Origin of the sequence: Nocardia brasiliensis ATCC 700358, assembly GCF_000250675.2 — a bacterium.
Classification (GTDB): Bacteria; Actinomycetota; Actinomycetes; order Mycobacteriales; family Mycobacteriaceae; genus Nocardia; species Nocardia brasiliensis_B.
Genome location: NC_018681.1, coordinates 1387717 through 1402182 on the forward strand (window position 1 = coordinate 1387717; position 14466 = coordinate 1402182).

Here is a 14466-nt window from a genome sequence, read left to right on the forward strand (position 1 = left end):
GACCGTCACAGCCAGGCGCGGGCCAGCAGATCGTCGTCGGCGACCGCGCTGGCCCGCGGCGGGAACCGGGTGGCCGAGATCGATTCGGCGTTCGCCCCGTCGTGCCCGATCAGCCACGAGCCGCCGCGCTCCTCGCACTCGGCGAGTTTGGCGAAGGTGGCCAGCAGGAAGGTGATGGCCTCGTGCGGGTCGACGGTGCGGGCCAGGCGCTGCGACTCACCCGGGCGAGACAGGTCCAGCCAGACGCCGGACTGGCCGTCCAACCTCATCCCGACGATCTTCTCGGCCTTGATGAAGGTGAATTTGCGCCGTTCCCACGGCGTCGTCGGCGTGAAGCTCTGCTCGAGTACCTGGAGCAGAATCGTCATGGCTGCCTCCGCTTCCGTTGACACCTGACCGCGATTCTTCTGCGATGACCAGCGGATATTCAAGTATGTCCCGCTCCGGCCCAGAAATCCAGAAAAGCGGGATCGCGGTGGCCGCAGCCGTGTCGGACCCACCTGCTTGGATGGGCTGATGCTGCACGGTCTGTGGTCGCCGGGATCCGGGTTGCTGCTCTGGCACGATTCGCCCCTCACCGCGCTGCCCGAACCGCTGGGCGGCGTATTGAGCGCGTCCAAATTCCGGCACCGGGCAGAGGTGCTGGTGGCGGGCCCGGGCGGCAGCACCACCGAGCAGGTCCGCGCGCACGCGATGGCGCCGCAGAGCGCCGCGGAGGCCTTGCGGCAGCGGTTGCCCGCCGCGGCGGTCGCCGGCGATCTGCGGTTTCTCGCGCATGTCGCGCACGGCATCGAACGGTGGGTCCGCGCGGGCCGGATCGTGCCGGAATTGCGCCGGGACGACGGCCAGTGGTGGGTGCGCTGGCGGCTGGTCGGCGGCGAACGACAGCGGGCCTGGCTGGCCGAGCTGGCCGTCGCGATGCCCGCCGCGCTCCGGGTCGCCGGACGGCCGAACGCCGTGCTCGACGATCTGGTCGGCGAACTCACCGATCCCATCGCGCGAGCCCTCGTCGATCTGCCCGCGCCGACGCATCCGCTGGTGGACGCGCTGGTCCGCGATGTCGCCCTGGACAACGGCAGCTACCAGGTGGCCGAGGTGCTCGAACGCTGGCGCGCCACCCTGACCGGCGATGAACCGGAGCTGGTGCTGCGCCTGCTCGAACCCGACGGTGAGCTCGGCACCGCGGACGAATCGGTGGCACTGTGGCGCCTGGAGGTCTGCCTGCGACTGGACGGCGAGGCGCCGAGTCCTGTGCTGCTGCACAGTGATCCGAATCTGCTCCGGGTGGCGGGGGAGCAGCTCGGCGAGGCGCAGCGCGCCTATCCGCGGCTGCGCGACCTGCCGAGCGATCCGCGCTCGATGGATCTGCTGCTGCCCACCGAGGTGGTCATCGATCTGGTCGAGCACGGCGCGCACGCGTTGCAGGCGTCCGGTGTCCGGTTGCTGCTGCCGCGGGCCTGGAACGTCAGCGCGCCGACCATGCGCCTGCGGGTGGAGAGCGCGGTGCCCGCGGCCGAGAGCACGGTCGGCATGCCCGGACTGGTGTCCTACCGCTGGGAACTCGCGCTGGGCGACACCGTGCTGACCAAGGCCGAGATGGAGCGGCTGGTCCGGAGCAAGTCCGACCTGGTCCAGTTGCGTGGCGACTGGGTGCAGGCCGATCACAAGGTGCTGGCGGCCGCCGCCCGCTACGTCGCCGCGCACGCCGACACCTCCGAGATCACCTTCGCGGACCTGGTCGGCGAGCTCGCCGCGGGCCGGGTGGAGCAGGTGCCGGTCACCGAGGTGACCGCGACGGGCTGGGCCGCCGACATCCTGGACCGGACCCGCGAGCTGCCACCGATCGCCCCGCCGGTCGGCCTGAAGGCCCAGCTGCGGCCCTACCAGGAGCGCGGCCTGTCCTGGCTGGCGACTATGAGCCGCATGGGTTTCGGCGCGATCCTCGCCGACGATATGGGCCTGGGTAAGACCGTGCAGGTGCTCGCGCTGCTGGTGCACGAGCGCGAGGTGGGGGGTGGCCCGCTGAACCGTACGGCGGACGATCGGGGGACCGCGCCGCAAGCCGGAAAGAAGGGCCGTGCGGAATCGACGAGTACGACTGTGAAGGGCGAGTCGGCGGGTCCGCGCATGAAGGTCGGCGCGGCTCGGCCGGGGGGCACAGGGGAGGCGACCACCTCGGAATGGCCGGGTGCGTCCGGGACGCGGGCCGAGGACGAGGCGACCGGTGCTCGAATGTCGGTCGACGCACCGGCGAATGTGTCGTCGGCAGTCGGTCCTAGGCGTGCCCCCGTGACCGATGTTCAAGGCGCGGAGGTGATTTCGCTCGATGCCGTGCGGCGTCGCAAAGCAGCAAAGGGTTCCGCGACGAGCAGTAGCCGGGAACCCGCGACGGGCAGTTCGAGCGGCGGCGCCACCGCGTCGGCGGACCCGGCGGCTCGGCCGCACGGCACGCCCGGTGACCGCGCCGTGGGGCCGACCCTGCTGGTGTGCCCGATGTCGGTGGTGGGGAACTGGCAGCGCGAGACCGAGCGGTTCGCGCCGGATCTGCGGGTGTGGGTGCATCACGGCGCGGGGCGGCATGCGGGGGCGGAGCTGGACGCGGCGGTCGCCGAGTCGGATCTGGTGATCACGACCTATTCGCTGCTCGCCCGGGATCTCGACGAATTGAAGCGGCAATCGTGGGACCGGATCGTGCTCGACGAGGCGCAGCACATCAAGAACGCCGGCACCAGGCAGGCGCGCGCCGCCCGCGCCGTACCCGCGCGACATCGGTTGGCGCTCACCGGAACTCCGGTGGAGAACCGGCTCGAGGAACTGCGTTCCATCATGGATTTCGCGATGCCGAAAATGCTCGGCAGCCCGCAGACCTTTCGCGCGCGTTTCGCCGTGCCGATCGAACGCGAGCGCGACGAGAACGCGATCAGCAGGCTGCGCCTGATCACGCAGCCGTTCGTGCTGCGCCGGGTGAAAACCGATCCCGCCGTGATCACCGATCTGCCGGACAAGATCGAGATGACCGTGCGCGCGAACCTGACCGTCGAGCAGGCCGCGCTGTATCAGGCCGTGGTCGACGACATGCTGGCCAAGATCAAGGACGCGAAGGGCATGGCCCGCAAGGGCGCCGTGCTCAGCGCGCTGACCAGGCTCAAGCAGGTGTGCAATCATCCGGTGCACTATCTCGGCGACGGCTCCGGCATCCTGCATCGCGGCAGCCACCGCTCCGGCAAGCTCGCGCTGGTGGAGGACGTGCTGGACGCGGTGCTCGCCGACGGTGAGAAGGCCCTGTTGTTCACCCAGTTCCGCGAGTTCGGTGAGCTGATCGCGCCCTATCTGACCGAACGTTTCGGCACCGAGATCCCCTTCCTGCACGGCGGCGTGCCCAAGCAGCGGCGCGACAGCATGGTCACCCGGTTCCAGGAGCCGGACGGTCCCTCGCTGATGTTGTTGTCGCTCAAGGCCGGTGGTACCGGTCTGAATCTCACCGCCGCCAATCACGTGGTGCACCTGGATCGTTGGTGGAATCCGGCGGTGGAGAATCAGGCCACCGACCGTGCGTTCCGCATCGGTCAGCAGCGCAACGTCCAGGTGCGCAAACTGGTCTGCGTCGACACGATCGAGGAGCGGATCGACGAAATGATCAACGGCAAAAAGCAACTCGCCGATCTGGCGATCGGTGCGGGGGAGAACTGGATCACCGAACTCAGCACCGACGACCTGCGTGAACTGTTCACGCTCGGCGCCGAGGCGGTCGGCGAATGAGTACCGACGGCCCCGATCGGGGCGTTTACATCGACTACAGCCAGTTCGGCAAGCGGCGTCCGGTGCGCGGCGGGGCGGCGGCGCGCAGCAGGCGCGGCGGTTTCGGGCGTACCTGGTGGGGCAAGGCTTTGGTCGACGCGGTGGAGCAGATGGCCGAGCCCGGACGGATGTCGCGCGGCCGGACCTATGCCCGCGCGGGGCAGGTGGTGAGTTATCACATCGAGCCAGGTGCGGTGACCGCCGAGGTGCAGGGCAGCCAGCCGCGCCCGTTCACCGCCGTGTTCACGGTGCGCCCGTTGCGCGAGGAAGAACTCGAATTGCTGATCGAAACGATCCGCGAGGCGCCGGGCATGCTGGCCGAGATCGCCTCCGGCGCACTGCCGACCGAGCTCGGCCCATTACTGCTGCCGACCACCGCGGCCGACCTGGACTTCAGCTGTAGCTGCCCGGACCCCGGCTGGCCGTGCAAGCACGTCGCCGCGGTCTGCTATCTGCTCGCCGAACGACTCGACGAACGGCCCCGGGAGATTCTCACGCTGCGCGGGCTCGACCTGGACACGTTGATCGGCGGCATCGAACGTGACCTGCGCGCAGCGGATTCCACCGATCCGTACGGCGACGATATCGAGTTGCCGAAGCTGCCGAAGCTCGAATTCCGCCCGGCGACCGAGGATCTCGATCCGCTGCTGTTGCGCAAGGCGATGCGGATGACCGCGGCGGAGGAGCCGATCGCGGCGGCGGGACTGCGCGAACTCGCCGCGCTGTATCGCCAGATAGAAGGATGACGGCGCTGGCTGCCGTTGAGCACGCCCGTGTTTGGTGAGCATCCGGCGTCGGGGCTTTCGGGGCGCCGCCGGACCTTCGGGGCGGGATCGAGTCCGGTGACACAGGGACCGGGACTTCCCGACACCGGATGCCTCGTCCAGTGTGCGCCCGGTCACACCGTCTGGGTACTGCCCGAAGGTTGCCAGGCCGCTGCCCTTGCGCCGAACTTCGGCAGCGCTCAGGCGCTTTCGCGGGGGCCGGCCACCAGCACGGTCGTGAAGCACAGTGTCGCGATGATCGACACGACGATCACCGGCTCGGGAAAGTACAGCAGGGCGATCCAGCACAGTCCGCCGGCAGCCGCCACGCAGATGCCGTTGAACAGCGACCAGCGTGCGATCAGCTGTGGGGCCGAGCGCACCGCGGCGATCGCGAGCAGTCCGAAAAGCAGGCCGAACAAGCCCATTCCGACGCTGTAACCGGTGTTCAGATCGAACACGCTGAGTTGCCTGCCGCCCTCGAACAGTGCGGTGCTGACGTGTGCGGACAGTTCGTTGACCGTCTCCTCGGCGGGCGAGTCGGGACCGCCGAAGGCGTGCACGACCAGCAGATGCGCCAGGCCGACCACGCCGAGTAGTGCGGAACCCGCGAGGTGGACCGGCGTGGCCCAGCGGGCGGACAGGGTGGACGAGGGTGTTATCGCGGTCATCGCGACCTCCGTGTCTCGGGCAGAGCCGGTGTTCCCAGAACAGAACAAAACTTATGTTATAGGCTGGGAAATGTGGCAGGCAAGAGTTCATGGCTGGAATCGGGCTTGGTGATCCTCGGCACGGCGGGACCCGCCGGGCTCACGCTGGAGCGGCTGGTCGCGACGACCGGGCTGAGCACCGGCTCGTTCTACCACCACTTCTCCGGCATCACCGGCTACAAGGCGGCGTTGCTCGCGCACTTCGAGGAGGTGCACACCACCCGTTACGTGCGCGAGGTCATCGCCGCCGAGTCGCTCGACGCGCGGGCACGGCTGGACCTGCTGCTCGATCTCGTGCTGGAGGACGACGGACCGGCCAGATTGGAGACCGCGGTCCGGTCCTGGGCGATCGACGACCAGGCCGCGGCCGAGGTGAAGGCGCGGATCGACACCGCCCGGCTGGATATTCTGCGAAAACTTTTGCGGGAGAGCGGCTATGCGGAGACCGATGCCTGGGAGACCGCGCGGATCCTCTATCTGCTCGTGCTCGGCGCGAGCAATATGCTGCCCGCGGTACCGCCGGCGGAACTGCGGACGCTGGCCAGACGGGTCCTGTCATGAGCCCGGTGCGCGACGATCTGGGCACGGTGGTGCCGTTGGCGGAGCCGCGGCGGGTGGTGTCGCTGGTGCCTTCGCTGACCGAGGCGGTGGCCCGCACCTGCCCCGAAGTTATTGTCGCCGCGACGGATTGGTGCACGCATCCGGCCGACCTGGACGTGGAGCGAGTGCGCGGCACCAAGAACCCGCACGTGCGTCGCATCGTCGAGCTGGCCCCGGACCTGGTGCTGTGCAACATGGAGGAGAACCGGCGCATCGACGTCGATCGCCTGCGCGCGGCCGGTATCCCGGTGTGGGTCACGCGGATCGAGACGGTGGACGAGGCGTTGGCCTCGTTGCGCCGGCTCTGCACCGTCGCCCTCGACGCGGGTGTCCCCGGCTGGTTGGTGGAAGCCGAATCCGTCTGGGCGGCACCGCCTCCCGTGCCGGTGCGGCCTGCGGTGATTCCGATCTGGCGCAACCCGTGGATGGTGGTGGGGCGCGACACGTTCACCGGTGACCTCGCCCGCAGGCTCGGCCTGCACCTCGTCCACGCCGACCGCTCCGAGCGCTACCCCCGGCTTGCCGAGGACGAGCTGACCGCCGGTGTCGAGCTCGCGGTGCTGCCCGACGAGCCGTATGTCTTCACCGAAACCGATGGCCCCGAAGCCTTTCCGGGGTGCGACGTGGCCCTGGTCGAAGGACGCAGTCTCACCTGGTACGGCCCCTCGCTCGCCACCGCGCGAAACACCTTGACCACTCAGCTGGCTCAGGCCTTTCCTGGCTGAGCCTCGGTCGGTGCGTTACGCCGAGTTGGCGAAGCGGTAGTCGGACAGGTCGAAATGACCACTGCGCCAGGCGGCCTCGACGGTGGTCGACGGGCGTAGTGGCACGTCGCCGTGTTTGTCGAAGTAGTAGCTGTTCGCGACCGCGCAGCTGTCCTGCCAGAACACCTGGCCGCCGCGGCGGTCCAGCATCTCCTGGAAGAAGCGGTCGTTGGCCTCGCGGGTCACCTCGACCACCGTCGCGTTGCCCGCTCGGGCGTGGCGCAGGCAGCGCAGAATATGCCTGGTCTGGTTCTCGATCAGCGCGAAATAGGACGAACCGTTGTAACCGTACGGGCCGATGATCGAGAAGAAGTTCGGGAACCCGGGCACGCTCACGCCCTCGTAGGCTTGCAGCCGATTCTCGTCCCACCACTTCTCCAGGTCGAGGCCGTCGATACCGCGCAGTCGATAGGTCGGCATGTTGCCGGATTCCATCACCTTGAAACCGGTTGCCAGGACCAGGATGTCGACCGGGTACTCCGTACCCGACGCCGTGCGCACACCGGTGCCGGTGATCGCCTCGATCGGGTCGGTCTCCAGCACCACGTTGGCGCGGTTGAACGTGGCCAGATAGTCGTTCGAGAAACTCGGCCGCTTGCAGCCCAAAGCGTAACGGGGCGTGAGTTTTTCCCTGGTCACGGGATCTTTCACCTGGCTGCGCAGGTGCGCGAGACCGGCCCGCTCGCCGATCGCGGCCGTGGGCAGATTCTTGTGATAATGCGCGGCGATGGGGAAGGTGACCTCGACGTAGGTCTGGCTGATCAGCCGGGTCAGCGAGCGGGCGCCCGGCACCCGCAGGGCCCACTGCACCGGCTTGGGCAGCGGGAGATCGAGCCGGGGCAGGCACCAGATCGGCGTGCGCTGGAACACGACGAGCTGCTCGACCTGCGGTGCGGTTTCCGGAATCACCTGCACCGCAGAGGCTCCCGTGCCGATGATCGCGACCCGCTTACCACGCAGATCCTGCCCGTGATCCCAGCGTGAGGTGTGCATGGTGACGCCGGCGAACGCGTCGACGCCGGGGATCTCGGGCAGTTTCGGGCGGGTGAGCACGCCCGTGGCGCTGATGACGAATCGTGCGGTCAGCTCGTCACCGGTTTCGGTGCGCAGTCGCCACCGGCACCCGTCCGCATCGAACTCGGCCTCGGTGATGGTGGTGCCGAACCGGATTCGGGACCGCAGCCCGTATTTGTCCACGCACGATTCGGCGTAGGCCTTCAATTCCCGGCCCGGCGCGTAGGTTCGGGACCAGCTGGCGCGCTGCTCGAACGAGAACTGGTAGCTGAACGACGGAATGTCCACGGCGATACCGGGATAGGTGTTCCAGTGCCAGGTGCCACCGACACCGTCCGCATCGTCGACGATCAGGAAATCGTCGAAGCCGGCCTCGCGTAGCTTGATCGCCGCGCCGATGCCGGAGAATCCGGCGCCGACGATGATCACCTCGTGCTCGATCCCGTTGTCGGGCATGGCCACCTCCCACGTACCGGCGGCGCACACACCGCCTCGTGTGTTCCGGCGGCCACTGGGGGCTGACGATCACCGCATAATTGGCCGCACGTGCCACCAATTAGGCGCGCGATGGGGTACTTTGTCAACCATGAGCTTGCGTGTACCGGCCCGGACCTGGGGCGGGCGCACCGCAGAGGAGCGGCGCGCCGAACGCCGCGCGCGGCTGCTCGACGCGGCCCTGGAGATCTGGCTCGAGAGCGGCTGGGCCGCCGTGACCATGCGCGGCGTGTGTCAGCGCACCGCGCTGAACGACCGCTATTTCTACGAGCACTTCGCCGATCGCGACGAATTGCTCGGCGCCGCATGGGATGCCGTGTGCGCCGAGGTGTTCGCCGACCTCGCCGCGGTCGTCGCGGAGCAGGTGGCGCAGCCGCCGCTGACGATCCTGCGCGCGGCGGTGACGCGGGCGGTGGCCCTGCAGTCCGACCACGACGGGCGCGCGCGCATCCTGCTGGCCGACCACGCGGGCAGCGCCGTGCTCGAGCAGCGCCGCAAGACCATGCTCGGCGACGCGACCGAGCTGCTCATCGCCACCGCGCGGCCGTATCTGGCACCGGACACCGACGAGGTCGACGTCCGGATGAGCACGCTGGTCTGCATCGGCGGTTTCATCGAGCTGCTCACCGCCTGGCGGACCGGAGCGATGGAGATCGACGGCCCCCGCATCATCGAGCACACCTGCGGCCTCGGTGCCCTGTTCGCGAGCCGGTATCTGCCACCGGAGATCATTTCCGCAGGGGAATAACGCCTGTCGCGCACTCAGTTCGGCGGGCTCGGCAACATCACACGTTGCGGCGGTACTGGCCGCCGACGGTGAAGAACGCGTCGGTGATCTGTTGCAGGGTGCAGACACGGGCGGCGTCCATCAGCACCTCGAAGATGTTGTCGTCGGTGCGGGCGACCGCGTCGAGGCGGGCGAGGGCGGCATGGGCGGCGTCGCGGTGCCGGTGCTGGAAGTCGCGGACCCGCTGTAGCTGGGACTGCTTCTCCTGCTCGGTGCCGCGCGCCAATTCGATCTCGTGGTGCGGTTCGCCGTGCGGGTTGCGGAAGGTGTTCACGCCGACGATCGGCAACGAGCCGTCGTGCTTGCGATGCTCGTAGCGAATCGACTCGTCCTGGATCTTGCCGCGCTGGTAGCCGGTCTCCATTGCGCCGAGCACCCCGCCGCGCTCGCTGATCCGGTCGAACTCGGCCAGCACGGCCTCCTCGACCAGGTCGGTGAGTTCGTCGATGAGAAAGCTGCCCTGCAGCGGATTCTCGTTCATCGCCACGCCCCACTCGCGGTTGATGATCAGCTGGATGGCCAGCGCGCGGCGCACCGATTCCTCGGTGGGCGTGGTCACCGCCTCGTCGTAGGCGTTGGTGTGCAGGCTGTTGCAGTTGTCGTAGATGGCGATCAGCGCCTGCAGGGTGGTGCGAATGTCGTTGAAGCTCATCTCCTGCGCGTGCAGTGAGCGGCCCGAGGTCTGTACGTGGTACTTGAGCTTCTGGGCACGGTCGTTGGCGCCGTAGCGATCGCGCATGGTGATCGCCCAGATGCGCCGGGCGACCCGGCCGATCACCGAATACTCGGGATCCATGCCGTTGGAGAAGAAGAACGACAGGTTCGGCGCGAAGTCGTCGATCGCCATGCCCCGCGCGAGATACGCCTCCACGTAGGTGAATCCGTTGGCGAGGGTGAACGCGAGCTGGCTGATCGGGTTCGCACCGGCCTCCGCGATGTGATATCCGGAGATCGACACCGAGTAGAAGTTGCGGACATTGTTGCGCACGAACCATTCCTGGATATCGGCCATCATGCGCAGACTGAATTCGGTGGAGAAGATGCAGGTGTTCTGGCCCTGGTCCTCTTTCAGGATGTCGGCCTGCACGGTCCCGCGGACCGTCGCCAAGGTCTCGGCCCGGATGCCGGCGGCTTCCTGTTCGGACGGCGGACGCCCGTTGTCCGCCGAGAAGCGTTCCAGCGCTTGGTCGATCGCGGTATTCAGGAAGTACGCCAGAATGGTCGGTGCGGGTCCGTTGATGGTCATCGACACCGAGGTGGTCGGCGCGGTCAGGTCGAAGCCGTCGTAGAGGGCTTGCATATCGTCGAGCGAGGCGATGGAGACGCCCGAGGTGCCGACCTTGCCGTAGATATCGGGACGCTCGGCAGGATCGTGACCGTACAGTGTCACCGAATCGAACGCGGTGGACAGCCTTTTCGCGTCGGCGTATTCGCTCAGCACCTTGAAACGGCGGTTGGTGCGGAACGGATCGCCTTCCCCGGCGAACATCCGGGCCGGGTCCTCGTTGTCCCGCTTGAACGGGAAGACACCCGCGGTGAACGGGAAGTGCCCGGGCAGGTGCTCGGCGCGCAGGAAGCGCAGCAGCTCACCGTGGTCGGTGTAGCGCGGCAGCGCGACGCGCGGAATCGAGTTGCCGGACAGTGTTTCCCGGCGCAACGGCGTGTGGATCTCGCGGTCGCGGATGCGCACCACCTGCTCCGCACCCCGATAGGATTCGGCCAGGGCGGGCCACTCGGTCAGCAGGGCGGCGTTGTCCGGGGTCAGCTCGGAGCGGGCGGTGGCGGCGAGGTCGGCGACGGCGAGATCGTCCGGCAGTTCCGCGGCGACCTGGTCCAGGCGCTGCACCCGCTGGGCCGCGACGATCTGCGTGGCGGTCCGGGCGTGATAGCCGCGCACCGTTTCGGCGATCTCGGCCAGGTAGCGCACCCTGGCGGGCGGAATGATCTGGGCGAACCGGGTCGAGGTGCGGGTGTCGACCTTGGGTAGCACCCCGGGATCGAGCTGCAGACCGTGCTCGGTGAGCAGGCCGGTCAGGTGCTGGTACAGCGCGGTGACTCCGTCATCGTTGAAAGTGGCCGCGCTGGTGCCGAAGACGGGCATGTCCTCGGGCGAGGCGCTGAAGTCCGCCCGGTTGCGGATGAGCTGACGCGACACGTCCCGGAGCGCGTCGGCGGCTCCGCGCCGCTCGAACTTGTTGATCGCCACCACGTCCGCGTAGTCCAGCATGTCGATCTTCTCCAGCTGGGAGGCGGCGCCGAATTCCGGTGTCATGACGTACATGGACACATCGACCTGCTCGGTGACCGCGGCGTCGCCCTGTCCGATACCGGGGGTCTCCAGGACGACCAGGTCGTAACCTGCTGCCTTGCAGGCGGTCACGATGAGTTCGATGTGATCCGGCAGCTCGCGACCGCCCCTGGTGGCCAGCGAGCGGAAGAAGATGTGATCGCCGTCCAAGGCGTTCATCCGGATGCGGTCGCCGAGCAGCGCGCCGCCGCCGCGGCGCCGGGTCGGATCCACCGCGAGAATCGCGACGCGCAATTTGTCCTGTTGGTCGGTGCGCAGCCGGCGCACCAATTCGTCGGTGAGCGAGGACTTTCCGGAGCCGCCGGTGCCGGTGATACCGAGTACCGGCACGGTGCGCGCGGTGGCTGCCTGCCGCAACGCGAGCTGATCGTGCTCCGGCAGAACACCCTGCTGGATACAGGTGATGGCGCGGGCCAGTGCCGCGCGTTCGCCGGTGAGCACCGCGTCCAGCATCGGCGGCGTGCCGGCGAGATCGATATCGCAGGCGTGGATCAGCCGATTGATCATGCCGGGCAGCCCGAGTCGCTGGCCGTCCTCGGGGGAAAAGATGGTCACGCCGGATTCGGCGAGCCGCGCGATTTCCTGCGCGACGATCACGCCGCCGCCCCCGCCGAATATGCGAACGTGTTCCGCCCCTGCCTTTTTCAGCGCGTCGGCGAGGTATTCGAAATATTCGACGTGCCCGCCCTGATAGGAACTCACCGCGACGCCTTGCACGTCCTCGGTGAGCACCGCGTCGACGACTTCACGGACCGAGCGATTGTGCCCGAGGTGGATCACCTCCGCGCCTTGCGACTGCAGGATCCGGCGCATGATGTTGATCGCCGCGTCGTGCCCGTCGAACAGGGCTGCCGAGGTCACGAAGCGGACGGGGTGGATCGGCGTATGCAGTGCGCTGCTCTCGGCCACGAGTTTCCTCCGGTGCTGCCACGAGGCGTCCGATACTAGGACGTCAAACTAATCCTACGGTGATGCCCATCACAGTGCCACCGGGAAACGCCCGGTCGATTCCGGAAAGTTCGTTCCGGGGATTCCGCTCACCGTGACCACAAATGGCGACAACCCGTTCGGGCTCGAGTTCCGATGGGACGCGATGCCCTGAATCAGGAACCCACGCACGAATTTCACCGAAGGACGATCCATGGGACGGAATTCTTATCGGCTCGCCGCCGCGGTAGCCGCCCTCGGCCTGTCGACGCTCGCCGCACCGTTCGCGCACGCCGAGCCCGCGCCGCTGAACGGCCTGTTCTCGCTCGCGCCCGGTGTCTGCTCCGGCGGCGCGGTGACCGGCAGCTTCTTTCGGATGATCCTGCCGACCGGCGACGCGGGCGGGCCCTACCTCGCCAACAGTGATTCCGGGTGCAGCGACCAGACGGTGACCCCGCTGTCCGCGGGCAGCGACGGCGGTCTGATCAGCGGGAGCTATCAGCCGCAACCCGCCGCCGCGTTCGACGGGGCGGGTAACGCGCAGTCAGGCCGGGTCACCACGCCGGTCCGCTTCTACGGCGTAGATTTCGCCACCGCGACCAACCCCACCGACCCGCAAACCGGCGGCGGCACGGGCACCCCGCAGCTGTTCGCCGACGGTGGTCAGCTCTCCGGCGATCTGAGCAGCCTCGGGGTCACCTGGAACAACCAGGTGTTCAACCAGGGCTCGCCGAAACCGGGCGGTGGACTGCCCGGCAAGACCAGCCCGGTGCACGGCACTATCGACGGCTCGGGCAACTTCGTGCTCGAGTGGACCAGCCAGATCGTCGGCGGCCCGTTCAACAACTTCACCGGGCTGTGGCACCTGGCCGGTCAATATCGCGGCGGCAGTGTGCCGCAGGCCGCGCCCGCCGCCGCGCCATTGGCGCCGGCGGTTCCGCCGGCGGCGGCAGCTCCGGCGGCGCCCGCACCGGCCGCGCCGCCCGCCGCCGAAGCCCCCGCGCCGCCCACCGACGCCGTTCCGGTGGTGCACAGTGACACCCAGGCCGCGCGCACCGACCCGGTGCTGGCGAGCAAGACGGTCGCGGTACCGCGCGAGCGGGACACCCCGGCGTGGGTGGTGCCGACGCTGTTCGTCGCCGCGATCGTGGCGACCGCGGTGTTCACCAACGCGGACCGGATCGTCCGTCGGCAACGACAGTGACCGCCGTGTCGGGGCTGCCCGCCTATTCCGAGTTCGTCTCGAATACGGAACCCGCACCCCCGCGACCCCGGAAGCGATGGCCGTTCGTGGGTCTCGCGGTCCTCGGCGCGGTGCTGGTGCTGGCCCCGATCGTCACCGGCATGTTTCCGCGGGCGGTCAAGGGCGAGGCCATGATCGACGCGTTCGAGCCCTATATGACCCGTTCGAGCCTCGACGGCTACCAGCACGATCTGCAGGTGCTGGCGGACGCGCGCGCGAACGTCGTGACCTTGCAGCAGCGTGGGCAGCAGCCGGGTACCTACGACCGGGTCGAGCAGTTCGTCCGGGACTATCCGGAGATTCGCGCGCACATGTCCGGGATGATCGGCGCGATCGACGACAACCGGCAGAACTACGAAAAGCTCTCCTCGGTAGTACCTTTCGGCACGCTGCCCTGGTTGCTGGCGTTGCCGGGCGCGGTGCTCGTCGCGGCAGGCGTGTTCGGCTATCGGCGGGCGAAGGAAGGGGAGAGAGCGCTCGTCTGGCGTTCGCTCGCGGGATTCGCGGCGCTCGGACTGATCGCGGTATCGGCGTTCGGCGGGTTGTTCCCGGCCGCTCCGGCGGGACAGCCCCTGATCGATGATCTGCGCCCGATCCTCACCCATGACGAGGTTCGGCAGCTACAGGGCTACTTCGTCACGCTGGTGGCCGCGGACGGCGAGCTGAACAGCCGATACACCGGCGCGGTCCGCAACGCACACCCCGACGCGGATCTCACCGGCATCACCACGCTGGAGGCCCGGTGGCAGCCGATGACCTCGCGCTTCGCGGCCCTGATCGGGGCGATGAACGACAACGTCCGCAACTTCGACGCCGTTGTCGCGCTGAACGAATCGACGCGCCCGCTGGGTTTCGGCGCGTTCCGCGGTCTCGGCTATTTCTATCTCGTACCCGGGGCGCTCGCGCTCGCGCTGGCGGGCGCGGGTGTGCGGCTGCCGCGCGGACGGCACGGCGAGACAGGACCCAAGTCGTCGAAGGCGACTGGCGGCCAGGCGAAATGAGTACTCGTCACACAGTCGGTCGGCCCACCGTGGTCGAGAGCTCAGGAGGCAAGCC

Annotated in this window: 11 protein-coding genes; 7 read left to right on the top strand and 4 right to left on the bottom strand. The window is 68.4% G+C overall.

Features of this window, described 5'->3' with window-relative positions; genetic code table 11:
* Positions 1–5: 5 nt before the first annotated feature.
* Positions 6–368, bottom strand: coding sequence for a hypothetical protein (locus O3I_RS06090; protein WP_014982023.1), 363 nt, complete (start codon positions 366–368; stop codon positions 6–8).
* Between the two features lie 148 nt (positions 369–516).
* Between O3I_RS06090 and O3I_RS42420 the strand changes: the two genes are divergently transcribed.
* Positions 517–3759, top strand: coding sequence for a DEAD/DEAH box helicase (locus O3I_RS42420; protein ID WP_014982024.1), 3243 nt, complete (start codon positions 517–519; stop codon positions 3757–3759).
* Complete coding sequence (locus tag O3I_RS06105) at positions 3756–4544, top strand: SWIM zinc finger family protein (RefSeq protein WP_014982025.1); 789 nt, start codon at positions 3756–3758, stop codon at positions 4542–4544. Before O3I_RS42420 ends, O3I_RS06105 begins: the two co-directional genes overlap by 4 nt.
* Positions 4545–4762: 218 nt before the next feature.
* Here O3I_RS06105 and O3I_RS06110 read toward each other — a convergent pair whose 3' ends face one another.
* Complete coding sequence (locus tag O3I_RS06110; protein ID WP_014982026.1) at positions 4763–5233, bottom strand: LIC_13387 family protein; 471 nt, start codon at positions 5231–5233, stop codon at positions 4763–4765.
* Positions 5234–5305: 72 nt separating this feature from the next.
* Between O3I_RS06110 and O3I_RS06115 the strand changes: the two genes are divergently transcribed.
* Both O3I_RS06115 and O3I_RS06120 read left to right on the top strand, forming a co-directional pair.
* Positions 5306–5833, top strand: a complete 528-nt coding sequence (locus O3I_RS06115; protein WP_041562438.1) for a TetR/AcrR family transcriptional regulator — start codon at positions 5306–5308, stop codon at positions 5831–5833.
* Positions 5830–6597 carry a helical backbone metal receptor gene (locus tag O3I_RS06120; RefSeq protein ID WP_014982028.1) on the top strand — a complete coding sequence of 256 codons (768 nt, stop codon included), beginning with the start codon at positions 5830–5832 and terminating at the stop codon, positions 6595–6597. Before O3I_RS06115 ends, O3I_RS06120 begins: the two co-directional genes overlap by 4 nt.
* 15 nt (positions 6598–6612) lie before the next feature.
* Here the strand turns inward: O3I_RS06120 and O3I_RS06125 are convergent, their stop codons facing one another.
* On the bottom strand, positions 6613–8106 hold the full coding sequence (locus O3I_RS06125; protein ID WP_014982029.1) for a flavin-containing monooxygenase: 1494 nt from the start codon (positions 8104–8106) through the stop codon (positions 6613–6615).
* Between the two features lie 130 nt (positions 8107–8236).
* On the opposite strand from O3I_RS06125, the gene O3I_RS06130 reads away from it, so the two are divergent.
* A complete protein-coding gene (locus O3I_RS06130; RefSeq protein ID WP_014982030.1) occupies positions 8237–8893 on the top strand; it encodes a TetR/AcrR family transcriptional regulator in 657 nt (218 codons plus the stop codon).
* 37 nt (positions 8894–8930) lie between these two features.
* On the opposite strand, the gene icmF is transcribed toward O3I_RS06130, so the two are convergent.
* A complete protein-coding gene (icmF, locus tag O3I_RS06135; protein ID WP_014982031.1) occupies positions 8931–12149 on the bottom strand; it encodes a fused isobutyryl-CoA mutase/GTPase IcmF in 3219 nt (1072 codons plus the stop codon).
* A gap of 232 nt (positions 12150–12381) precedes the next feature.
* Between icmF and O3I_RS06140 the strand changes: the two genes are divergently transcribed.
* Together O3I_RS06140 and O3I_RS06145 are read left to right on the top strand one after the other, a co-directional pair.
* Complete coding sequence (locus tag O3I_RS06140) at positions 12382–13371, top strand: hypothetical protein (protein WP_014982032.1); 990 nt, start codon at positions 12382–12384, stop codon at positions 13369–13371.
* Positions 13372–13457: 86 nt separating this feature from the next.
* Positions 13458–14411: a hypothetical protein gene (locus O3I_RS06145; protein ID WP_141692208.1), complete on the top strand. Its 954-nt coding sequence runs from the start codon at positions 13458–13460 to the stop codon at positions 14409–14411.
* Positions 14412–14466: the final 55 nt, after the last annotated feature.

Excerpts from the sequence above, each read along its gene's own strand:
- O3I_RS06120 (WP_014982028.1), top strand. The coding sequence starts at position 5,830 with ATGAGCCCGGTGCGCGACGATCTGGGCACGGTGGTGCCGTTGGCGGAG.
- O3I_RS06090 (WP_014982023.1), bottom strand. The coding sequence starts at position 368 with ATGACGATTCTGCTCCAGGTACTCGAGCAGAGCTTCACGCCGACGACG.
- O3I_RS06140 (WP_014982032.1), top strand. The coding sequence starts at position 12,382 with ATGGGACGGAATTCTTATCGGCTCGCCGCCGCGGTAGCCGCCCTCGGC.
- O3I_RS06130 (WP_014982030.1), top strand. The coding sequence starts at position 8,237 with ATGAGCTTGCGTGTACCGGCCCGGACCTGGGGCGGGCGCACCGCAGAG.
- O3I_RS42420 (WP_014982024.1), top strand. The coding sequence starts at position 517 with ATGCTGCACGGTCTGTGGTCGCCGGGATCCGGGTTGCTGCTCTGGCAC.
- O3I_RS06110 (WP_014982026.1), bottom strand. The coding sequence starts at position 5,233 with ATGACCGCGATAACACCCTCGTCCACCCTGTCCGCCCGCTGGGCCACG.
- O3I_RS06125 (WP_014982029.1), bottom strand. The coding sequence starts at position 8,106 with ATGCCCGACAACGGGATCGAGCACGAGGTGATCATCGTCGGCGCCGGA.
- O3I_RS06105 (WP_014982025.1), top strand. The coding sequence starts at position 3,756 with ATGAGTACCGACGGCCCCGATCGGGGCGTTTACATCGACTACAGCCAG.